General features: G+C 65.1%; 21 protein-coding genes. 4 read left to right on the forward strand and 17 right to left on the reverse strand.

Annotated features, from left to right (window positions below):
* Window positions 1-85: 85 nt before the first annotated feature.
* From EDC31_RS13435 to EDC31_RS13450, 4 genes are read right to left on the reverse strand one after another with little or no spacing between them, the layout of a single operon-like run.
* Window positions 86-1,540, reverse strand: a complete 1,455-nt coding sequence (locus EDC31_RS13435; RefSeq protein ID WP_042058906.1) for a form I ribulose bisphosphate carboxylase large subunit — start codon at window positions 1,538-1,540, stop codon at window positions 86-88.
* A 3-nt stretch (window positions 1,541-1,543) separates the two neighbouring features.
* Window positions 1,544-3,526 (reverse strand): transketolase, encoded by a 1,983-nt coding sequence (tkt, locus tag EDC31_RS13440; protein WP_042058903.1) that lies wholly within the window; start codon window positions 3,524-3,526, stop codon window positions 1,544-1,546.
* A gap of 15 nt (window positions 3,527-3,541) precedes the next feature.
* Window positions 3,542-4,414, reverse strand: a complete 873-nt coding sequence (locus EDC31_RS13445; protein ID WP_042058901.1) for a phosphoribulokinase — start codon at window positions 4,412-4,414, stop codon at window positions 3,542-3,544.
* Window positions 4,411-5,427: a class 1 fructose-bisphosphatase gene (locus tag EDC31_RS13450; protein WP_042058898.1), complete on the reverse strand. Its 1,017-nt coding sequence runs from the start codon at window positions 5,425-5,427 to the stop codon at window positions 4,411-4,413. The genes EDC31_RS13445 and EDC31_RS13450 overlap by 4 nt, the downstream gene beginning before the upstream one ends.
* Window positions 5,428-5,528: 101 nt before the next feature.
* Here EDC31_RS13450 and cbbR point away from each other — a divergent pair, with 101 nt between their 5' ends.
* A complete protein-coding gene (cbbR, locus tag EDC31_RS13455; protein WP_042058896.1) occupies window positions 5,529-6,503 on the forward strand; it encodes a LysR family regulator CbbR in 975 nt (324 codons plus the stop codon).
* On the opposite strand, the gene EDC31_RS13460 is transcribed toward cbbR, so the two are convergent.
* The 13 genes from EDC31_RS13460 to EDC31_RS13520 all read right to left on the reverse strand — a co-directional run bounded on the left by EDC31_RS13460 (window position 6,425) and on the right by EDC31_RS13520 (window position 18,110).
* A complete protein-coding gene (locus EDC31_RS13460; protein ID WP_042058893.1) occupies window positions 6,425-7,498 on the reverse strand; it encodes a GlxA family transcriptional regulator in 1,074 nt (357 codons plus the stop codon). The two genes, cbbR and EDC31_RS13460, sit on opposite strands and share 79 nt — an antisense overlap.
* A gap of 25 nt (window positions 7,499-7,523) precedes the next feature.
* Complete coding sequence (gene hxlA, locus EDC31_RS13465) at window positions 7,524-8,153, reverse strand: 3-hexulose-6-phosphate synthase (RefSeq protein ID WP_042058890.1); 630 nt, start codon at window positions 8,151-8,153, stop codon at window positions 7,524-7,526.
* Between the two features lie 43 nt (window positions 8,154-8,196).
* Window positions 8,197-8,784 (reverse strand): 6-phospho-3-hexuloisomerase, encoded by a 588-nt coding sequence (gene hxlB, locus EDC31_RS13470; RefSeq protein ID WP_042058887.1) that lies wholly within the window; start codon window positions 8,782-8,784, stop codon window positions 8,197-8,199.
* 212 nt (window positions 8,785-8,996) lie between these two features.
* Entirely contained in the window at window positions 8,997-9,971 is a 975-nt protein-coding gene (locus EDC31_RS13475) for a vWA domain-containing protein (RefSeq protein ID WP_052511918.1), read from the reverse strand.
* Window positions 9,968-10,546: a hypothetical protein gene (locus EDC31_RS13480; protein WP_042058885.1), complete on the reverse strand. Its 579-nt coding sequence runs from the start codon at window positions 10,544-10,546 to the stop codon at window positions 9,968-9,970. The genes EDC31_RS13475 and EDC31_RS13480 overlap by 4 nt, the downstream gene beginning before the upstream one ends.
* Complete coding sequence (locus tag EDC31_RS13485; protein ID WP_042058884.1) at window positions 10,543-11,526, reverse strand: vWA domain-containing protein; 984 nt, start codon at window positions 11,524-11,526, stop codon at window positions 10,543-10,545. The genes EDC31_RS13480 and EDC31_RS13485 overlap by 4 nt, the downstream gene beginning before the upstream one ends.
* Window positions 11,523-12,416, reverse strand: coding sequence for a hypothetical protein (locus EDC31_RS13490; RefSeq protein ID WP_052511916.1), 894 nt, complete (start codon window positions 12,414-12,416; stop codon window positions 11,523-11,525). The genes EDC31_RS13485 and EDC31_RS13490 overlap by 4 nt, the downstream gene beginning before the upstream one ends.
* Window positions 12,413-13,270 (reverse strand): DUF58 domain-containing protein, encoded by an 858-nt coding sequence (locus tag EDC31_RS13495; protein ID WP_052511914.1) that lies wholly within the window; start codon window positions 13,268-13,270, stop codon window positions 12,413-12,415. Before EDC31_RS13495 ends, EDC31_RS13490 begins: the two co-directional genes overlap by 4 nt.
* 2 nt (window positions 13,271-13,272) lie before the next feature.
* Window positions 13,273-14,316 carry an AAA family ATPase gene (locus EDC31_RS13500; protein WP_081797599.1) on the reverse strand — a complete coding sequence of 348 codons (1,044 nt, stop codon included), beginning with the start codon at window positions 14,314-14,316 and terminating at the stop codon, window positions 13,273-13,275.
* A 2-nt stretch (window positions 14,317-14,318) separates the two neighbouring features.
* The gene (locus tag EDC31_RS13505) at window positions 14,319-14,618 is read right to left on the reverse strand and encodes a methanol dehydrogenase (RefSeq protein WP_042058882.1); all 300 of its coding nucleotides are present in this window, start codon (window positions 14,616-14,618) and stop codon (window positions 14,319-14,321) included.
* Between the two features lie 38 nt (window positions 14,619-14,656).
* A complete protein-coding gene (gene moxG, locus EDC31_RS13510; RefSeq protein WP_239641664.1) occupies window positions 14,657-15,244 on the reverse strand; it encodes a cytochrome c(L), periplasmic in 588 nt (195 codons plus the stop codon).
* Window positions 15,245-15,270: 26 nt separating this feature from the next.
* Window positions 15,271-16,146, reverse strand: a complete 876-nt coding sequence (gene moxJ, locus EDC31_RS13515) for a methanol oxidation system protein MoxJ (protein WP_042058880.1) — start codon at window positions 16,144-16,146, stop codon at window positions 15,271-15,273.
* Window positions 16,147-16,256: 110 nt separating this feature from the next.
* Window positions 16,257-18,110, reverse strand: a complete 1,854-nt coding sequence (locus tag EDC31_RS13520) for a methanol/ethanol family PQQ-dependent dehydrogenase (RefSeq protein ID WP_132127099.1) — start codon at window positions 18,108-18,110, stop codon at window positions 16,257-16,259.
* A gap of 664 nt (window positions 18,111-18,774) precedes the next feature.
* On the opposite strand from EDC31_RS13520, the gene EDC31_RS13525 reads away from it, so the two are divergent.
* The 3 genes from EDC31_RS13525 to EDC31_RS13535 all read left to right on the forward strand — a co-directional run bounded on the left by EDC31_RS13525 (window position 18,775) and on the right by EDC31_RS13535 (window position 21,972).
* Window positions 18,775-20,106, forward strand: coding sequence for an amino acid permease (locus tag EDC31_RS13525; RefSeq protein ID WP_239641663.1), 1,332 nt, complete (start codon window positions 18,775-18,777; stop codon window positions 20,104-20,106).
* A 60-nt stretch (window positions 20,107-20,166) separates the two neighbouring features.
* Window positions 20,167-20,625 carry a c-type cytochrome gene (locus EDC31_RS13530; protein WP_042058919.1) on the forward strand — a complete coding sequence of 153 codons (459 nt, stop codon included), beginning with the start codon at window positions 20,167-20,169 and terminating at the stop codon, window positions 20,623-20,625.
* A gap of 87 nt (window positions 20,626-20,712) precedes the next feature.
* A complete protein-coding gene (locus EDC31_RS13535; RefSeq protein WP_042058877.1) occupies window positions 20,713-21,972 on the forward strand; it encodes an NAD(P)/FAD-dependent oxidoreductase in 1,260 nt (419 codons plus the stop codon).
* Window positions 21,973-22,063 lie beyond the last annotated feature (91 nt).

Here is a 22,063-nt window from a genome sequence, read left to right on the forward strand (position 1 = left end):
CGGGCGTCCTTGGCGGGCATTTCTTCTTTTTCCGAAGAAGAGGCGGCAAAAGGACTTCCGATAAAGAACGATGCCCAGTGATCCGCTAGCTCACGGAAGCGGTCGGCACGAAGTCCGACGTATCCGTGGACGTGTAGTTGAAGCTGATATCGCCCCAGACATCGAGCGCGGCTTCCAGCGGCTTGCACCATTTCGCGGCGGCGCGGAGGATGTCCGGCCCCTCGTTCCTGATGTCGCGCCCCTCGTTGCGGGCCAGCACCATGGCTTCCAGCGCCACGCGGTTGGCCGTCGCCCCCGCCTGGATGCCCATCGGATGGCCGATGGTCCCGCCGCCGAACTGGAGCACCACGTCGTCGCCGAAAAGGTCCAGCAGCGTATGCATCTGCCCGGCATGAATGCCGCCGGAGGCCACGGGCATGACCTTGCGCAGATCGGCCCAGTCCTGCTCGAAGAAGAGCCCGCGCGGGAGATCGACCTCGTTCCGCAAGCCGCGGCAGACATTGTAATAGCCCTGCACGGTCAGCGGATCGCCTTCCAGCTTGCCAACGGCGGTGCCGGCATGCAGGTGATCCACACCGGCGAGACGCAGCCATTTGGCGATGACGCGGAAGCTCACGCCATGCGTCTTCTGTCGCGTATAGGTGCCATGGCCCGCGCGATGCATGTGCAGGATCATGTCGTTCCGCCGGCACCATTCGCTCATGGACTGGATCGCCGTGTAGCCGACGATCAGATCGACCATCACGATGACGGAGCCGAGCTGCCTGGCGAATTCCGCGCGGCGGTACATCTCCTCCATCGTCCCGGCGGTGACGTTGAGGTAATGCCCCTTCACCTCGCCCGTCTCGGCGCTGGCGCGGTTGACGGCCTCCATGCAGTAGAGGAAGCGGTCGCGCCAGTGCATGAAGGCCTGCGAGTTGATGTTCTCGTCATCCTTCATGAAGTCGAGCCCGCCCCTGAGCCCTTCATAGACGACACGCCCGTAATTCTTGCCCGAAAGACCCAGCTTCGGCTTGGTCGTGGCGCCCAGGAGCGGACGGCCGAACTTGTCCAGCCGCTCGCGCTCGGCGACGATTCCCGTCGGCGGCCCCTTGAACGTCTTCACATAGGCGACCGGCAGCCGCATGTCCTCCAGCCGCGCCGCCTTCAGCGGTTTGAAGGAAAAGACATTGCCGATGATCGACGCCGTGAGATTGGCGATCGAACCGTCCTCGAACAGGATCAGATCATAGGCGACATAGCAGAAATACTCGCCCGGACGCCCCGGCACCGGGTCGACGCGATACGCCTTGGCGCGATACTGGTCGGCGGCGGTCAGCCGGTCCGTCCACACCACGGTCCACGTCGCGGTCGAACTCTCCCCCGCGACGGCGGCGGCGGCCTCGACAGGGTCCACCCCGTCCTGCGGCGTAATGCGGAACAGCGCCAGGAGATCGGTGTCCGACGGCGTATAGTCGCTGTCCCAATAGCCCATCTGGGCGTATTTGAGGACGCCCGCGCGGTAGCGGTCCCGGCCCCGGATTTCCGTGATTTCGTTCATGTCCTATTTCCCGGTGAGGCGATGCGCGGTCTCGGCCACCGCATCCGCCGTAATGCCGAACTGGCGATAAAGCTCGGGCGCCGGGGCCGAGGCGCCGAACCCCGTCATCCCGATGAACGCGTCATCCGGGCGCAGCACCTCGCCCCAGCCCATGCGGATCGCCGCCTCCACGCCGATGCGCGGCGCCTCGCCCAGAACCTCGTCGCGATAGGCTTTCGGCTGGGCTGCGAAAAGCTCGAAGGACGGCAGCGAGACGATGGCGGCGTCGATCCCCGCTTTCGCCAGCCGGTCGGCGGCCTCCCAGGCGATCTCGACCTCCGATCCGGTGGCGATCAGCGTCACGTCGCGCCGCTCCGCCGCGCGCAGCACATAGCCGCCCGAAGCCGTCAGATTCGTCCGCGCCTCGCTGCGCAAGGTCGGCAGGCTCTGGCGGGACAGCGCCATCAGCACGGGACGGTCGCGCGTTTCCAGCGCGATTTCCCACGCCTCCGCCGTCTCCACCGCGTCGCAGGGACGCAGCACGACGAGATTCGGAATGGCGCGCAGGCTGGCCAGCGTCTCCACCGGCTGATGGGTCGGCCCGTCCTCGCCCAGGCCGATCGAATCATGCGTCATGACGAAGATCGTCGGGATGCCCATGAGCGCGGCGAGGCGAATGGCCGGGCGGCAATAATCCGCGAAGGCGAGGAAGGTGCCTCCATAGGGGCGGAAGCCGCCATGCAGCGCGAGGCCGTTCATCGCCGCCGCCATGCCGTGCTCGCGGATGCCGTAATGAATGTAGCGCCCCGCGAAGCTGTTGGCCGCGATGGACTCCATGCCGGTGGTGCGCGTCAGGTTCGAGCCGGTCAGATCCGCCGAACCGCCGATGGTGAAGGGCAGCACGCCGTTGACGACTTCCAGCGCCATCTCGCTCGCCTTGCGGGTCGCAACGCTCGGGCTCTTCTCGATCAGCTTCGCCTTGAACGCCGCCATCGGCCGGCGCACGGGGGCGGAATCGGCTTTCATCATGGCGACGAACGCCTCGCGATTGGGCGAGGCGGCGAAACGCTTCTCCCACATCGCCCGCGCGTCGCGCCCGCGCCGGGCCGGGCGGCCGAACGCGGCATAGACGGCGTCCGGCACCTCGAACGGCGCGCTGTCCCAGCCCAGATGCGCGCGCGCGGACCGCACCTCCTCCACGCCCAGCAGCGCGCCGTGAACCTCATGCGTGCCCTGCTTGGCGGGCGCGCCGAAGCCGATGACCGTGCGGCAGGCGATCAGCGTCGGACGCTTCGAGGCGCGGGCGTCGAAGATCGCGCGGGAGATTTCCACCGGCTTGTGGCCGTCGCAGACCGCCGTGTTCCAGCCGGAGGCGCGAAAGCGGGCGATCTGGTCCGTGGTGGTGGAGAGCTTCGTGTCCCCGTCGATCGTGATGCCGTTATCGTCCCAGAGCACGATCAGCTTGCCGAGGCGCAGATGCCCCGCGAGGTCGATCGCCTCCTGGCCGACACCTTCCATCAGGCAGCCATCCCCCGCGATCACGTAAGTGTAGTGATTGGTGAGGTCCGGAAAGCGCGCGGCCATCATCCGCTCGGCCAGCGCCATGCCGACGGCCGTGGCGATGCCCTGGCCGAGCGGGCCGGTGGTGACTTCGATTCCCTGGGCGTGGCCATATTCCGGATGCCCGGCGGTCCGCGCCCCCCATTGGCGGAAGCGGCGGATCTCCGCCATGTCCATGTCGGGATAGCCGATCAGATGGTTGAGCGCGTAGAGCAGCATCGAGCCATGACCGGCGGAAAGCACCAGCCGGTCCCGGTCCGGCCAGTCATGCTGGGTGGGATCGACCGTGATGAAACGGCTGAACAACACCGCCGCCACGTCCGCCATGCCCATCGGCATGCCGGGATGGCCGGAATTGGCTTTCTGGACGGCGTCCATCGTCAAGGCACGGATGGCGTTCGCCATCATGACTTCTTCCGTCACCATCGGATTGAGGATCACGTTCATTTCTGCCACTCTCCTTCAGGCGCGCTTCTTCTTGTCGATCAGGCGCATGATCATGGGTGTGAGGATGATCTGCATGGCGATCTCCATCTTCCCGCCCGGAACCACGATCGTGTTCGCGCGGCTCATCCAGGACTCGCGAATCATCGACAGCAGATAGGGAAAATCGATCCCCGCCGGCTCCCGGAACCGGATGACCACGAGGCTTTCATCGGCCTTCGGAATCCAGCGCGCGATAAAGGGGTTGGATGTGTCCACAACCGGCACGCGCTGGAAATTGATGTCCGTCTGGGTGAATTGCGGACAGATATAATGCACATAGGCGTGCATCCGCCGCAGGATCACATCCGTCACCGCCTCGGTCGAATAGCCGCGCGCCGACCGGTCCCGGTGGATTTTCTGAATCCATTCGAGATTGATGACCGGCACCACGCCGATCTTCAGATCGGCGTGACACGCGATGGCGTGCTCCTCCGTCGAGACCGCGCCATGCAGCCCTTCATAGAACAGCAGGTCCGAATCCTCGGGCAGCGGCTCCCAGGGCGAGAACCGGCCCGGCACGCCGCCATGACGCGCCATGTCCTTCTCGTCATGCACGTAATGACGCGTGCGGCCCCGGCCCGTCTCGCCGTAATCGCGGAAGACCTCCTCCAGCAGGCCGAGTTCGTTGGCCTCGAAAGAGAAATGCGAGAACGTATGATCACCCGCGGCGGTGCGCCGGGCAAGTTCCGCCTTCATGGCCTCGCGGTCATAGCGATGGAACGCATCGCCCTCGATCGACGCCGCTTTAATGCCCTTGCGGCGGAAGATCTGGTCGAAGGTGGCCTTGACCGTGGTCGTCCCCGATCCGGAAGAGCCGGTCACGGAAATGATCGGGTGACGGGCGCTCATGGCACGCTCCTGAACAGGCCGCGCGTGCCGAAAAGGGCCACATGCTCGGAATCGGGAAAACGGTAATAGGACCGCACCCGCTCGACGGTGCGCGCCGAGCCGAAAATCAGCGGCGCGCGCTCATGCAATGTCCGGGGCGTGCGATCCAGCAGGCGCTCCTTCCCGTCCGTCGCCACGCCACCGGCCTGCTCGACCAGAAAGGCGACGGGCGCGCATTCATAGAGGTAGCGCAGCCGCCCGTTCCGGCAGGACTGGCGCGTGTCGGCGGGGTAGAGATAAATTCCGCCGCGCGTGAGAATCCGATGCGTATCCGCAACGATGGCCCCAACCCAGCGGGTGTTGAAATCGCGTCCGCGCGGCCCGTCCCTGCCCGCGAGACAGTCCTTCACCCAGCTCCGCACGGAACGGTCCCAGTGACGGTCATTCGCCGCGTTGATCGCATATTCATAGGCTTCCTGCGCGATGACCAGGGGCCGCGCGGCGGGGCGGAAGCGCCCGCTGTCCGGATCGAGCGCGAATTTCCGCACGCCCCTGCCGAAGCTCAGCACCAGCAGGCATTGCGCGCCGAACAGCGCGTACCCCGCACCCGTCATCTCGCGGCCGGGCCGCAGGAAGCTGGCTTCCGCCGTGGCCTCCGCCGGGAAGATCGAAAAAATCGCGCCGATCGGCCCGTTGACGCCGATATTGCTCGACCCGTCCAGCGGGTCCATGGCCACTGCCAGCTTCCCGGCGGGGTTGATCTCGTCCGCGCCCTCGGCTTCTTCCGACACGAGATAACGCACCGATCCGCCGTCCAGCGCATGGCGGAACGTTGCGTCGGCGACCAGATCGAGCGCCCTGCTCGACTCGCCCGTCGGATTGAGCCCGCCGGTCTCGGCGTCCAGCGCCTCGGCATCGCCGCCACGGGCGATGTGCCGGGACAGGGTGGCGACCGCGCGCGCGAGACGCTCGACACAATCCCGCATTTCGGGCGGGACGATCTCGTCGGCATCGTCGAGCATGCTCTCGCTCATCGGTGTCTCCCGGTCGGGGTTGGTGATGGAATGAGAGCTTGCAGCACGGCAAGATTTATGGAAATTTTAAAATAGATAATTTGCTTTAGGTTTTTTCTAAAATGGCCTCTCTGGATGCGATCACTCTCCGTCAGCTTCGCGCCCTGACCGCCGTCGCGCGGACGGGCTCACTGACCGCAGCGGCGGAACAGCTCGGCCTCACCGTGCCCGCCGTTCATGCGCAAATCCGCAATCTCGAAGGCGTGCTCGGGCTTACCCTGCTTCAGCGCAACAGCGCGACAGGCGGGTCACAGCCGACGCGCGACGCGGAAACCGTCCTGGAAGCGGCCCGCCGGGTGGACATCACGCTGGAGCGTTGCGTACAGCAGATTGCTGCCATCAAGGCCGGACATGCCGGGCGCGTGACCATCGGCATGGTCTCGACGGCGAAATATTTTGCGCCGTTTCTCGTGAGACGCATCAAGGAACTGTGCCCGGATATCGAGATCGTATTACGTGAAGGCAATCGCGCGAGCATCCTGCTCGACATGGAGCGCCGCGCGGTGGATTTCGCCGTGATGGGCCGCCCGCCGCGCCAGCCGAGCGTCGCGGCCACGCCGATCGGCCCGCATCCGCACGGTCTCATCGCGCCGCCCGACCACCCTCTGGCGGGCCGCAAGGTGACGGTCGAGGAACTGCTGGACCACCCGATGCTCTCGCGCGAGGAGGGGTCGGGCACGCGCATCCTGATGACGAGCTATCTCGAAAGCCATGCGGAAGGGCGCATGTTCGACCTGACGATCATGGGATCGAACGAGACCATCAAACAGGCGGTCATGGCCGGTCTCGGCCTCGCCTTTCTCTCACTTCATACGGTGACGGAGGAATTGCACAGCAAGCGCCTCGTCACGCTGGACGCGCCGGATCTGCCGATGGTGCGCCAATGGTATCTCGTGCATGACCCGGAGATCGACCTGTCTCCCGCCGCGCAGAAGATCCTGAAGCTGATCCTGCAGTTTCAGGGGGCTTTCCTGCCCGTTCCGCCGGATTCCGTCTGGGGAAGCGCCCGGCGCGACGTGGCGAAGCGCGCGCGATAGGCGACCGGGCTGATGCCGAAATGCTGGCGGAACATGCGGCGCAACTCCTGATCCGTGCCGTAGCCGCAGGAGAGCGCGATCTGTTTCACCGAATGGCGCGTCTCTTCGAGCAGGGTCCGCGCCCGCTCCAGCCGGGCGGCGTTCAGGAAGACGAACGGCGTCCGTCCCGTCTCGCGATGAAAGAGGCGGGAGAAATTCCGCTCGCTCATCCGGGCGCGCTCCGCCAGACCGGCCAGAGTGAAATCCTGATCGAGATGGTCGAGAATGAAGCGCCGGATTTCCGCGATGACGCCATGCTCCACGCTCTGATGCTGGAGCGCGTGGCTGAATTGCGCCTGACCGCCGGGGCGTTTGAGATAGACCACCATGTCCCGGGCGATGGAGACGGCCAGTTCGCGCCCGTAATCGGCCTCGATGAAGGCCAGAGAAATATCGATGGCCGCCGTCACGCCGGCGGAGGTCCAGATGCGGTCCTCATGGATGAAGATCGCATCCTGATCGACCGTCAGCGCGGCATAGCGCCGGGCGAGCCGGTCCGCCACGCGCCAGTGCGTCGTCACGCGCAGCCCGTCCAGCAGCCCGGCCTCGGCCAGGAAGAAACTGCCCGAACACAAGGCCGCCAGACGCCCCGCGTCGCGCCCGCGTGCGCGGAGCCATGCGACGAGATCTGGATTTTCATCCAGTGCGGCCTCGATATGCGCCGCGCCGGTCACGATGACGGTGGCGTCGTCCAGCGGCGCGTCGGGCGGAAAGGCTTCGGCCCGCAGGCTCATCGGCCCGTCAGCCGGGATGTCCCCGCCCGTCTCGCCCGCGGCGAGGGAAACCATTCTGACATCATAGGCCATGCGGCCGAGCAGCGTGTTGGCGTAGGAGAACACGCTCAGCGGGCCGACCGCCTCAAGCGGCTTGAAGCCCGGATAGATGAGGATCAAAACGCAATGAGGGGGCGAAATCGCCCCCCCATCGGTCAGTCTTGGCAGTTCGGCTTGTGGCATCAGGCCTCTGACATGAGGGGCAGCCTTAGCCGATCGCCTCCTTGAGAGCGCGGGCCGCGGCTGCGGGGTCCGGGGCACCATAGATGCCGGAGCCCACCACCGCAACCGACGCGCCGGCATTTTTGACATTGCCGATGCTGCTGAGGTTGACACCGCCGGCGACGGCGAGCGGCAGCTCGGCGCCCTCGACGGTCTTCAGCAGATCGACGACGTTATAGCCGGGGATCGCCTGCTCATCGAGACCCGCATGGACCTCGACGCGATTGACGCCGAGAGCGGCCATTTCGCGGATGCGGGCCAGACGGTGCGGAGCCGGAACGCCGATCAGATCCACGACGACCTGACGGCCGAACGCGCGGGCGGCTTTCACCGCGCCGGCGATCGTCGCGTCATTGGCGACGCCGAGGATGCCGACGGAATCCGCACCGGCCTCGAACGCCAGCTTCGCTTCCAGTTCGCCCGCGTCCATGGTCTTGAGATCGGCGAAGAGTTCCTTGTCCGGATGAGCCGCCTTCACGTTGCGCACCGCGGAAAGCCCGTCGATCTTGATGAGCGGCGTGCCGATCTCGATGATGTCCACATACGGCGCGACGCCGATGAGAAGCTTGAGGGCGTCAGCGGTCGAGAGAAGGTCGAGTGCAGTTTGAAGTTTCATTGTTTTTGCCTCTTTGATTTGATGGTCGTTCCGGGAAAAAAACCTACTCCAGATTGGCATGACGCCTCCAAAGCACGTCCGTCGGGATCTGGTTCTGCTGCCAGATCGCGTGGAACATCACGTCTCCCACGAACAGGACGGCCTGTTCGAAAAGGGAGCCTGCATATTGTTTCGACGCCGCCCGCTCGACCTGCTGCTTGCCGGCGGCGCGCACGATGATCGCCTCGTCCGCCAGCTTCGCGAGCGGGCTGGATGCGTCGGTCGTGAGCACGACGAGATGCGCGCCCACTTTCTTCGCGGTCTCGCCGATGGCGACCATGCCGCGCGTCGTGCCCGAACCCGAGGCGATGATGAGAACATCCCCGCTTTCGATCGCCGGCGTCGTGGTGTCGCCGACGACGCATACGGACAGTCCGAGATGCATCAGCCGCATGGCGGTGAAACGCAGGGACAGACCGCTGCGCCCGGCGCCCGCGACATAGATCCGGCGCGCGCCGAGGACGACGCCGGCGGCCTTGGCCACCTCCTGCGGATCGAGCGCCCGCACGGTCTCGGTCAGTTCGTTGGAGATGACACCGATCGCATCCTCGACACAGGACGCAGTCGGCGTAGCAAGTGAGATTGAAGACATTTCTTTACGCCTCGTCCGTTTCGACGTCAGGCGACAGTAGTCACTGCGGTTGAAATAAAAAACGCCCAAACGCCCGGATGGCGACAAATGATCGCTCTTTGGCCGAAAACAACCGGCAATAAACAAATGCGGGAAAGCCGCTCAATATTGTGTGAGCGGCACTGCACACTTGCACTCAAGCACAAATAATAATTTTGTGATATGGGAAATATCTATTTTCTTGTCGAACCGATCGCCCATGCCATACGCGCCGTCATGCAGATCAGCGCCAGCATTCCAAATATCCACGCAATATTCGCACGCGCCGCGAGCCGCACCACATGAGCGACGCGTTCGACCCATCCCGCGAGTTGGCCGGGCGAGTCCAACTCGCGGTAGTCCAGGCCGACGCCGGCGGCGAGTTGCTCGAGATAGGCCGTCTGGACGGAAGAGAGATTTTCCATGCCGGTATGACGGCTGGCGCCGAAAGGCGCGTTCCGCGGATTATATCCCTCCCGCTGCGCAGCGCCGGGCGGCGGGGGCGCCGCGTAATTTTCGGTCGGCATGTCGGAATCCGCCCAGAACCCGATTTCCCGGCCGTTATCGTCGAATTTCGGAATCGGTACGGGCTGCGTGCCGCCCATGCCCAGAATGAGCCCCCTCACCCGCGGATCACGCTTCAGGCTGGCGGGCTGGCCCGTCCAGGGCAAGGGCGGCTCTTCCTGCCCGTCGGAAAAAAAAAGCAGATCGCTGCCGACGCTGTGCGCCAGCGTGACGCCCCGCGCCAGCCCCTCGCTGATATGGCTTTCGCCTTCCCAGCCCATGCGCCAGTCGATATGCCGGATCGCGTCTTCGAGCGCGGAAAAGTTTTCGCAGATCTCCACCGGCTCCAGGAGCAGAAAATCGCGCCGTTCCGTGAAGAGCGCGAGTCCGAGACGCGAGCCGCAGGGCAGGTCGCTCATCATGCGAAGCAGCGCCGCCTTGGCCTCCTCCAGACGGCTGGCCGGACGACCGTCCAGCGTATAGTCGCGCACGTTCATGCTGCCGGTGATGTCCACCACCGCCAGCAGGGAATAGGTCGCGCGCCGGTGCGGCAGGGTGGGAAAGAGCAGCGCCGCGCCGAGAAAGAGACAGGCGGCGACCTGCAACCAGCTCCCGGGATCACGCAGCGCCGGACATGCCATGACACGCGACATGGCGCGCGTCATGGCAGCCCCTCCGGCTGTCCGGGCAGATCCGGCCAGAGTTTTTTCGATGCCGGCAGCGTATCGCCTTTACCCTGTGGCGAAATGGGGAAATCCCGCACGAGGCGCATGGCGACGTCGAGATTGAACTTGCCGTCCCAGTCATCCGGTTCGAGCGCCAGGGCGGCGCGATAATGCCGCTTGGCCTGTATGACGAGCGGCGTCGCTTCCTCGAAACGCGCGTCGCCGATACGGGCGAAGGCTTCGCGAAGATAGAAATTGCCGAGATCGTAGTGCAGACTCGCCGCCTCCCGCGGCGTTCCGCGCGCCGCCACCCGGCTCGCCAGCGCCTCCGCCCCGGCCGGCTTGCCCATGCGCAGCAGGAACAGCGCCCGCGCCAGCAGGAGCCGCGCCGAGGCGTCGGGCGAAACCGCCACGTCGTCGGAGCGCCCCAGCGCGCGCACCAGATGGTTCTCATGTGTGAGTCGAACCCAGTCATAGCCCGCAACACCCGCACCGCACAGCGCCGCGCCCAGCAGCGCCCATGGCCAGAAGACGGCCATGCCCCGCGTCAGCCGCGCCCGCAACGCCGCCCTCATGGCCTGCCCTCCGCAAGACCGCGCTCCGCCAGCAGGGCGAGCGCCACCAGCACGCCGCATCCCAGCGCCAGCGCATAGAGCAGCGGCGCATAGTCGCGGCGCGGCACGTGTTCGTGATAACGGATCGGATGGACTTCCAGCCGGTCGATCTGCTCGACCGCCCGCGCCACGGCGGACGGGTCCTCCGCCTCGAAGGCGCGATAGGGAACGCCAAGCTCCGAAAAATACTGGTTCAACGAGGCGGGCGCGCTGGCGTCGGCCGTGTCCATTTTCTCGAACAGGCCGGGATCTCCCTTCGTGCGAAGATAGAGGTAATAGAGATGCACATGGGTCCGCAGCGCATCCGCCCGGATCTTGTCTTTCACCTCGCGGTCGATGACGCCCGCGCCGTCGGAAACGAACAGCACCACGTTCTGCGCCTGCGTCGTGTCCGTGCCGAACTGCGCAAGGGCGAGGCCGAGACCGCGTCCGATATCGGTCTTGCCGAGCGCCGGACGCTTCATCGCCCCCAGAGCCGCGGCCACCGCCGCCCGATGCTCCGTCAGGGGAAGCGCCAGAATCGGCGAGGTGGAAAAGGCGACGACGGCGAACTGGTCATGCGGACGTCCCGCGAAGAATTTCTGGATGAGCCGGACCGCCGCCGCCGTCTTGCTCTCCTGCTTCGCCGTGGGTTCGCGATCGTCGAAGGTCTGGTCCATGCTCACGCTGCGGTCGATCAGCAGGACGACATGCGCGCCCTTGCCGGTTCGCGTCACGATACCGTCGCGCCGGTGCAGCCCGCCCAGCGCCAGAACGAGCAGGGCCATGGACAGCGCCGCGAGCAGACGCAAGCCGATTTCCGCGCCTTCGGACACACGGTCGCGCGGGATGCCGATGAGGCTCGGGCTCGGCCACCAGCGCGGTCCCAGCCCCAGGAGCGGCATGACGCACAACCCGAGCAAAAGCAGAACCCAGGGATAATCGAAGCCGAGCGACGTCATGATGGCAGCCCCGTCGCGCGCAGGCGGCGACACAGGGCGCGCAACCGCCCGACGGACCAGGACACCGCGCCGCCCCCGAAGAACGCCTCCCGCGAGGCGGCGAAGAAAGCGTCGATCTCCGCCGCCTCGCGCGCCAGGTCAGGCCGGGACCGCAGGACGCCCGGCACATCCTCGGTCATCACCACATATCCCGCCGTCGCATCAAACGCGCCATGGACGAGGCGCATCCCTTCGATCCGTCCTTCCGCCGTGTCGCGCAGGCGGCGCAGCCCCCGCAGGGCCGTGGCGAAGGGACGGTCCGGCCGCCCCCCGAACGGCGGAAGGGCGGCGCGGCGCATCAGTACGACGAGTGCGAACAGGGCCGCAAGGAAGGAACCGGCGAAACCGGCTTTCTCCGGCAGCGTCGTCCGGCGGCCGGGGAGATGATCGGGCTGGATCCGGCTGAAATCCATTCCTTTTTCCTGGGAAATCTCGCGCAGGGGTGACGAGAGAAACTGCCATGCGGCGGAATGGGTTTCGACGCGGCGCGTCCCGTCGGTCAATTCGAGCGCAAAGGCGGGAATCGTCATGCGCCTGGGTTCGAGCGGCGCGTAGAAACTCTGATAGGTCAGGATGATCGTGACACGTTCGCCGCCCGCCCGCGTCTTTTCCGTTTTTTCCCGCACATCACGCAGATCGAGCCAGTAGTCGAGTTCGTGGGGACGGGGAAACGAGGCGGGGACGACGCGCCAGCCAGGCGCGGTGACGATCTCCACCCGGCTCACCAGCACATCGCCGAGGAAATAGCCGAAGAGCCGGTCGGGCGGGACGGTCTTCAGGTCGAGAAGCTGCGCCTGCGCCGCCGTCGCGCCGACGGCCCAAAGCGACAGCACGGCGACGATGCGTTTCATAGCGCCACCAGATGGTCCGCCAGCGCCGCGAAATCCGGCGCACCAGAGATGAAGAAGGGACGCCGCCCATGCCGCGCGAAATTGTGCCTGAGCGTCTCGCGGCGGTCGGCGATGGCGCGTTCCCAACGCTCCCGCAGGGCTCGACGCAGCACAACCAGCCGCCTGCGCCCCGTTTCCGAATCGCGCAGCCGCAGCATTCCGCCTCCTTGTGGCGCCTGCGCCTCGGACGCACTCCAGAGCACCACCGGCACCATGTCATGAACCGCCAGCGCGCCGAGAACGGCCTCGATCTCCTCGCCGGGCAAATGGAAGTCGGAAATCAGCAGCACGAGATGCGGCACGGAGCCGATCAGTTCCGCTCCGGCCACGAGTCCGCGCGCGCTGCGGGCGGTCGGCCTGAAGGCGCGCAGGCGTTCCGCCAGCTCCTCCGCCTGCCCCGCACGGCGCGTGCGCAGAACCAGCCAGTCGTCCAGCACCCCCTCCCCGCATCCGATGAAAGTGAAGGAATCGCCGCAGCGTTCCGCCGTGCGCCCGAGCGCGGCGACGACACGCGCCATGGCCTGCAACTTGTCATCCGTCTCGGACGGGCGCATCGAGCAGGACAGATCCGCGAGCACGGCCACGCCGATGCTGGCGGCATGGTAAAAGCGCCGGACGAGAATATTCCCCGACGGATCGAGGATCGAACGCTTGATGTCGATGCCGCGCCCGTCAGGCGCCTGCCAGAAGCTCGCATAGTCGCGGAAGGCGCCCTCTCCGTCCAGCACGCGATTGACGTGAACCCCCGACCGGGGCGAACGCGCCCGGAACCTCACGGCGTAACGGAGATCCTCCTCCGCCATGCGCGAGGCCATGCTCACGGCGCGCGCACCTTTTCGAGAATGGCCGTGCAGAGATCGCGCACGATCGCCTCGCGCCGCAGCAGATAGATCGGATCGACGAAGATGCGATGCGCCACGCTCTCGATGAACACGGCGCGGACATCCTCGGGCATGACCGTCTTCCGCCCTTCGAGCCACGCCCGCACATGAGCGGCGCGCACGAGATACGCCATGCCGCGCGGGCTCGCGCCGCCCTTGACGAGGCGGCTCATGTCAATGTCCGGCAGGGCGATGCCGGCCGCCACGGGATCGCGCAGGGCCGTCCAGAGCGAGAGAACGTACTCCTCCAGCGCCGGAGAGGTCGTGACCTCGGCCTGAATCAGCCGGGCGAGCGCGGGCAGGGCGCGATAATCGAGCAGTCCTTCGCCGATTTCCGCGACCAGCGTGTCCGTATCGTGGAAGCGGCGGTCGAAAATGAGCTGCCGCCGCGCGTCCGGATCGGTCGGCATGGACACGTTCACTTCGAAAAAGAAACGATCTCGCGCGGCGGCGGGAAGATCGAAGGTCTCGTCCCGTTCGAGGCTGTTGCGATCGGCGAAGATCACCACATACGGCAGGCTGAACTCGCGGTTGAAGGCCGTGAGGCTCCGCTCCGCCATCAGGCGCAGGAGCAGCGCATGGACCTGCGGACGCGCGCGGTTGATTTCGTTGAAGAAGAAGACCGCCAGAGTCTCGCCGTGTCGCAGCAGGGCGCCGGGTTCGAGCCGCGGACGGCCGTCATCGCCGATGGAGGCGTGGTAGATGAGGTCGGTGGGCATGAGGTCCACCGTGCCCTCGACCCGCTGATAGGGCCCTCCGACCCCGCGCGCCATGGCCCGCAGCAATGTGGTCTTGCCGACACCCACGTCCCCTTCGAGCAGGACGTGACCATGGGCCAGGAGCGCGATGAGCAGGAAGCGGATCACCCGTTCCTGCCCGATGACCACGCGCCCCACCTCCGTTTCCAGACGCAGGGCGCGCTCGCGCCAGAGAAAGAGATCCTGTGGCTCAACCACAGGAATGGCGGCGGGATCGGTCATTGTTATTTCGGAATCTGGTTCACGTCTTCAACCCAGGTTCCCGTCTTGATGAAGTAGGCCGTGCGCGCCTTGTTGCGCGCGACCATAGCGTCCTCGGACTCCTGCTGCTTGGCCAGTTCGGCGGGGTCGAAATGCGGGTCGTATTTTGACCCCACGAGCTGCTCGGGATAGCCGGGTTGCGGCTCCCAGCAGACGCCGGGCTTCTTGCAATGGGTGCCGTCATAGGCCGCGAAGGCCGGCGAGGCGAATGCCAGCGCCAGGGTGGCCGTCGCGGTGGCTGAAAAGATCATACGGATCGTCATGGTCCATCTCCTGATTAATGCGACGCTGTCGCGGGTGATTAATGCGACGCCGTCGCGGGGAGCTTGCACGCGGCCGGATCGGTCGATTGCTTGATCGCCGCCTCGTCGGCCGCCGTGAAGGGCTTGAACTGTTTCTGCTGCTCGGCCGTCAGCCAGGTGGCATGACTGGCCGGTCCACTGAAATGATGGCGAATCCAGGCCATCACGCGCAGGATCTGATCCAGTGTCAGATCCTGGTTATGTGGCCCCATCATGCCGTTCGCGCCGCCGAAGATCGTGGAGAACAGACCCACGTCGGTCGTATTGACAGGATAGGTCCAGTAGTCGTCACTCAAACTCGGTCCGACCTTGCCTTCCATCTCGCCGCCGTGACAGCCGGAGCAGGCCGTCAGGAAGAGGCTCTTGCCGTTGGGAAAGCAGCTCGGCACTTCCTCGTAGGGATCGCGTCCTGTCTGGAGAAATTCCTTCACGGCGGGAGTCTGGCGCCCGTCAGGCAAGGAGGTGTCGAGATCAAGCTTGTCCCCGGTGACGGTGTTGATGAAGCTCTGCGTCGTGGGCGGAACATCCGCCGCCATCAGGAAAAGCGAGCCGGCCAGCACACCGGCGAAGGCAAAACTCTTACGCAAGGCTAAGTCTCCTTGTTCTTCTTGTTTCAGGAATTCAACGGATAGGACACGAACCCTTCCTCATGCAGAATGGCGTCGATCTTGGAACGCGACGCATCGATGGCCTTGTTGAGCGCATCGCGCAGCGGCGCGTCGTCCTTGCGCACGCCCATCGCCTCGTCGAAGCGCTGGGGAATGGCGCGGCCGTCGGAGCCGGTCTGGTTGTCCTCGATCGGCGTCACGCGCAGTTTCACGTTGGACTCATGGACGTACCGCGCGACCTCGGGCTCGAACGCGATGCCGACTCCCGCATTCCCGCTGGCCACTTCGCTGACGATCTTGTCCGGAGACACGTCGGCATACTGGTTGCGCGGGCTGTGGAAGCCGATCAGGGAGTAGAGGTAGGGCACATTGTTGTAATAGATCTTCTCCTTCACCATCACGGGCTGGGCGGGAGAATGCAGGCTCATGGCGATATGCCCGGCCGTCTTTAGCTTCGGGTCGTCAAATCCCGTGATCGCGTCGTGATCGGCTCGGGTGATGAACACATAGCCCGCGCGATAGACCGGCACCGTGGTCAGGACGCGCGTATCTCCGGAATCCACACCCATCACCACATCGCACTGGTTCTTGTCCAGTTGCTCCTGCACCGCGTAGATCTGCGGCCGGTTGCTCCAGACAAAAACCGGCTTCAGACCCATGGCGTCCGCCACGACCGTCATGATCTTATCCTCGAAGCCGGACGCGTCGGACCGGGAAAACGGCGCGTTCTGCGTCGAGGCGCAGATCCGCAATACTTTGTCCCCGTCCGACTTGGCCGCAGGATCTCCAACCGCATGCCCGACACCCGGCGCGACAGCCATACCAAGGCAGGCCGCAGCAAGAATGAAGCGCGTGGAAAGGGTCGAACGAAAAGAAAACATGATCCTGTGACCTTCAAAGAAAAGACTTCGGCACGTGGACGGACGAACCGGGACCGGAGGGCAGGCACGCCTGCAAGGGGAGCGGGACGGTCCCGCTCCCCGCCTCCTGCTCAGTTCTCGTATTCGCCGAGATTGACGTCGTCGTAAGGGCCCTTGCCGTTCAGCGAGAACACCATGACGCCGCCACCCTGCTGGGTGTAATGCGCCATCTCCTTGAACGCGCCGACAGCACCCAGACCCGCGCTCGGATCGGTCAGGTCGAAGACCAGACCCACGCCCGGCCAGCCGCCCACGCCGTAATAGATGGCGACGTACTGGACGCCCTTGTGCTCGAAGGTGATCGGATTGCCGACCACGCCGGAGGGAAGCTTGAACTTCCAGAGCAGTTCGCCCGTCCGGGAATCACGCGCCTTGATGAAGCCGTCCAGCGTTCCGTAGAAGACCAGATTGCCGGCGGTGGACATCGTGCCGCCCCAGACCGCGAAACGCTCCATCTTCGACCAGCTCATCTTGCCGGTGATCGCGTCATACGACTTGATCTGGCCGCTGCCCTCGCCCGTCTGACGGTTGCCCTTCGGGCCGGGATAGATCGAGAGCGTGGCGCCGACGAAGAACTGCCCGGCGCGATACGGCAGCATGAACGGTTCCCAGTCCATGCAGAGATGGTTCGCGCCCAGCATGAAGCGCTGCTTCTGCGGATCGTAGCTGTCGAAGCCCTGGTTGTGGTACCCCATGGCCGCCGGACAGACGCCACGCGCCTTATGGTCCATGTAGGTCGCGTATTCCGGATCACGGACCGGAATACCCGTCTTCATGTCGACATGCCTCACCCAGTTGACCGTATCGTCGATCTTGTTCGCGGAAACGAGATCGCCGTTCGTGCGGTCGAGAGTGTAGACGATGCCGTTGCGGTCGGGATGGGTCAGCAGCTTGCGCAGCTTGCCGTTCTTGTCCCTCTGCTCGGAGAGCATCATGACGTCGACGCCGGCATAATCCCATTCATCGTGCGGCGTCTTCTGGTAGCCGAACTTCGCCATGCCGGTATCGGCGTCACGGCCGAAGATCGTCATGGTCCATTTGTTGTCGCCCGGACGCATCGTCGCGTTCCACGGAGACGGGTTGCCCGATCCGTAGTAGATCAGATTTTCCTGCGGGTCATAGGCGTACCAGCCCCAGTTGGTGCCGCCGCCGATCTTCCAGCCATTGTCCTGCCAGGTCTCAAGCCCCAGATCAGACGTGCCGTACTGCGGATTGGTGATGTTGAAGTTCTTGCCGATCAGCATGCTCTCGTCCGAGCCGGTGGCATAGGCACGCCATTTCTGCGCACCGGTATGGACGTCATAGGCGGTGATGTAACCGCGCACACCCAACTCGGCGCCGGAAGAGCCCGTCAGCACTTCGTCCTTGACCACATAGGGCGCGCCGGTAAGGGTCGAGCCGACCCTGATGTCGTTGTTCTCGATCTTCCAGACGGTCTTGCCCGTCTTGGCGTCCATCGCCACCAGATGGCCGTCGAGGAGGTTCTTGAAGAGCAGCGGCGCGGTCGTGTCGTCGCCGGGCCAGTAGGCCAGACCACGGTTCACCACGTCGCAACACGCGACCGACCGCGCGGCGGAAGACTGCTTCGGGTTGTTTTCCCAGACAATCCTGCCCGGATTATCGAGGTTCAGAGCGAAGGTCCGGTTCGGGAACGGGCTCTGAATATACATCATGCCGTTGACGACCAGCGGCGCACCTTCATGACCGTTCAGCACGCCGTCTGAGAATGACCATGCGACGCGCAGGTTCTTCACGTTGCTGGTGCTGATCTGGGTGAGCGGGCTATAATTCTGGGCTTCGTAAGTCCGCCCGTTCATAACCCAGTTGCCGTTATCCTTGGACAATTCGACGAGTTTTTCGTTGGCGCGCGCAACCCCAACGGAAACCATCGCCACGCCTGCCAGCAAAATACAGGCCCTGTTCATCAACGAGCGCCGCTTTGTTGTGCGGGTCTCGCCATTCGCGCAAACCATTTGGGTTCTCCCTTCTCGGGTCTAATAGATGGTGCCAAGTCTGAATAACGGATACTCCCCCCCACGTCACATCACGGATACGTTTACTCAAACACGTCGCCGTGTTTGACTTTATACATCCACCATTAAACTTATCCACATCTTAAATATCAGGAAGAATTTCCAATTATATACGTTATCTCTGTGGCGTATTTCTTACATGAGTTTTTGTATACTTTGTTTTTACCAAGAATACGTCTCGAGACGTCGGCGGCTTCGTCATGTATAATTTCGTTATGATCATCTCATTTTATTGTTATGTATTTACAGATCAGCCACGGGCGCGCGCTCAAAGATTAAGAAACCATATAGGTTAGACATATTTTGTTGTAATAATCGACGCGTCGCGCCCGCAGCCCGACGGGACAAAAAATCTCTTGCACGGCATGTCGAATCCGAATCGCCGTCCCGTGGCGGGATGACGGAAGACACCTCGAACGAAGGAAGCGGTCATGGTCTTCCGGAGCGCGACCGTTTCGGATATTCTCACTTCCGAAACGATTTGACGGAGTTCCAGCTTGGCGAAATCGCCATTTTCCGCCCAGGGCGGGAGTCCCCGAAACGGGAGTCATGGAGCATGAGCACCGGCATGCCGGCCCCAGCGCCGACCCGGGCATCGGATCTGGCGCGCACGCTGCACGCGCGCCACGTGGCGATGATTTCGCTGGGCGGCGTCATCGGGGCGGGCTTCTTCATCGGCTCGGGCGGCGCCATCGCGCTGGCGGGGCCGGGCGTGATCGTGACCTATCTGCTCGCGGGGCTGATGGTCGTGCTCATCAACTACATGCTGCGCGACATCGCCCTGAGTTCGCCCGGCCACGGCTCCTTCATCAGCCAGATCCGCCATACGCTCGGCCGTCAGCCCGGCTTCATCGCGGGATGGACCTACTGGGTGATCTGGGCGACCACCATGGCCATCGAGGACATGGCCGGCGCGAGCCTGCTCGCTCCCTATATCCCCCTGCCCTATCCGGCGCTGGAGGCGTTGGTGCTCGCCGGGATGACGGGGATCAACCTGCTTTCGGTACGCGGCTATGGCGAGGTGGAGTACTGGCTCTCCCTGCTCAAGATCGTCGCCATCGTGCTGTTCATCGCCATCGGGAGCTACGCGCTCTTGATGGGAATCACCATCACGCATCATCCCCTGCTGGCGGACGGGTTCTTTCCGCATGGCGCGCTGGCGCTGCTCGGCGCGGTGCCGACGGTCGTGTTCTCGATGGCGGGGACGGAGGTGGCGACCGTCGCCGCCCTGGAATCGAGCGACCCGGACGGCAATATCGCGCGTGTCGCGCGCTCCGTGGCGCTGCGCGTGGGCGGCTTCTACCTTCTCGCCGTTCTGGTGGTGCTCAGCCTCCTGTCCTGGCGGGACATGGTGCCGGGCCAGGCGCCTTTCCTGCTGGTGCTGAACCGGCTGCACATTCCGTTCGCCTCCGTCTTCATGACAGCGGTGATCATCTGCGCCGTCCTCTCGACGCTGAATTCCGGCCTCTACACCGCATCCCGCGTCCTGCACGACATGGCGGTCCATGGCGACGCGCCCCGGTTCTTCCTCCCGGTCACGGCGAAGCATCGCCTGCCGCGCCGGGCGGTGCTGGCGTGCAGCGGCGCGACGGCGCTGATCGCCGCGACCGCCGTGGTTTCGCCGGGCGTGGTCTTCGCCTTCCTCGTCAGCGTGATCGGCGCGTTCATCCTGTTCGATTACGTCCTGATCGTGCTGGCGCGGATGCGGCTCTGCCATCGCGCGCCGTGGCAGCCCTGGCTGACTCTCGCCCTGCTCTGCGGCGTGCTGCTGGCCATGCTGTCCCGCGCCGATACACGGTCGGAACTGGCCTTGAGCGCCGGGGCGATCGTCGTCGTGCTGGCTGCCGGGCGGCTCCTCGCCCTGCGCGCACCGAAGGGAACGCGTTGACGTGAAATCCTTCCCGCGCCTCCGCCGTCATATGGCCCACCCCAACCCATGGAATATTTCATGACGCTGAAGAGTCTCGCCCTTTTCACCCTTCTGGCCGCATCCAGCCCCGCGCTGGCAGCATCGGACGGCGCCGCGCTTTTCGCCGCGAATTGCAGCGTGTGCCATCAGGCGGAAGGGATCGGCTCTGCCGGACAGTTCCCGCCGCTCAAGGGACGTATCGACAAAATCGCGGAGAGCGCGGCCGGCAAGACCTATCTCGCCGATGTCGTGCTGAACGGATTTTCCGGCAAGATTTCCGTGCAGGGCAGCGTCTATATGGGCTTCATGCCGTCCTTCGGGGCGACGAGCGATGACGATCTGGCGGCGATCCTGACCTATCTCTCGGGTCTCGGCACGACGAAGCCCGCGCCGGTCATCACCGCCGCCGAGATCAAGGCGGAGCGCGCGACCCCGAAGAAGTCGAGCGAGATCGCGGCGGAGCGAAAGGCGCTCGATGCGGCGCATCCGCTACCGTGATCAAAAGCCCCGGAGCCCGGCGAGGTCGTATCCGGGTGTGATTTTCGGTGCTGTCCTGCGAGGCTCCATCCTGCCGCCGAATGGACGGTGCCCGCGCTGTTCGGCCGCGCCGTGAGCCTGCCGCCGAGCCTTTATGCGGCGCGTGGACCGGAGGAACCCCTCCCCCTGCTGACGCGGAACGTGACGGCGGATGTCGTGGTGATCGGCGGCGGACTCACCGGCCTGTCCACGGCGCTGCATCTGGCGGAAGCGGGCCGCGCCGTCATCGTGCTGGACGCGGAAGAGCCGGGTTGGGGGGCGTCGGGGCGCAATGGCGGACAGGTCAATCCGGGGCTGAAAACCGATCCGGACACGGTGCTGGAGGATTTCGGCCCGGAATACGGGCCGCGCCTCGTCGAGACGGCGTGGAGCGCGCCGGACGCCGTGTTCGACCTGATCGCACGGCACGGGATCGTCTGCGACGCCGCACGGGGCGGGACGATCCGGGCGGCGACGGCGAAAGGGCAGCTTCCCGCCCTGCGCGCGCTTTACGCGCAGAGCCGGGCGCGGGGCTGGCCGGTGACGTGGCTCGACCCGGACGACATGACGGCGCGCACCGGCGCCTCATCCTATTGCGGCGGGCTGTTCGACGCGCGGGGCGGGCAGATCGATCCGCTGGCCTATACGCGCGGGCTGGCGCGGGCGGCGGCGGCGCAAGGGGCGCGGCTCTTCGGGCGCTCGCGGGCGCGGGCGGTGCGCCGCCGGGGCGGAAGCTGGCGCGTCGAGACGGATCGGGGGAGCGTGACGGCCCCGGCGGTGCTCCTCGCCACCAACGGGTATTCCGGCCGCCTCTGGAACGATCTCCGCCGTTCGGTCGTCCCGGTCTACAGCGCCATCGTGGCGAGCGCGCCGTTGCCGGACGCCTTGCGCGCGCGGCTGCTCGCGGGGCGGGAGGTGGTCTATGACCTGGGGCGGATCACCACCTATTACCGGGTGGACGCGGACGGGCGGCTGCTGATGGGCGGGCGCTCGCGATCCGCCGACGCGGCGGGGAGCGAGGCGTTTCCCGCGCTGGTCGCGCATGCCCTGAAACTCTGGCCGGATCTTGCCGCGGAATGGGAGCCGATCCGCTGGACGCATGGATGGAACGGCCAGATCGCGATGACCGCCGATCATTATCCGCACTGGCACGCGCCCCAGCCAGGGTTGTATGCGACGCTGGGCTATAACGGGCGCGGCGTGGCGATGGCGACCGTGACGGGGCGGGAGATGGCGCGCTTCCTGACCGGCGAAGCGCCGCCGCTCTTCCCCCTCACGAAGGTCAGACCGATTCCATTTCATTCCGCCTGGAAAGCAGGTGTGGCGTAACCGGCCGCTCAGGGCCGCCTTATGATTGGATTGGATGATTGGTAATCTCCTGTCGTTAACGACGTTGTTATTGACGTCGTTTGGGAGGTGA

It is taken from the genome of Acidomonas methanolica (genome assembly GCF_004346035.1).
GTDB lineage: Bacteria > Pseudomonadota > Alphaproteobacteria > Acetobacterales > Acetobacteraceae > Acidomonas > Acidomonas methanolica.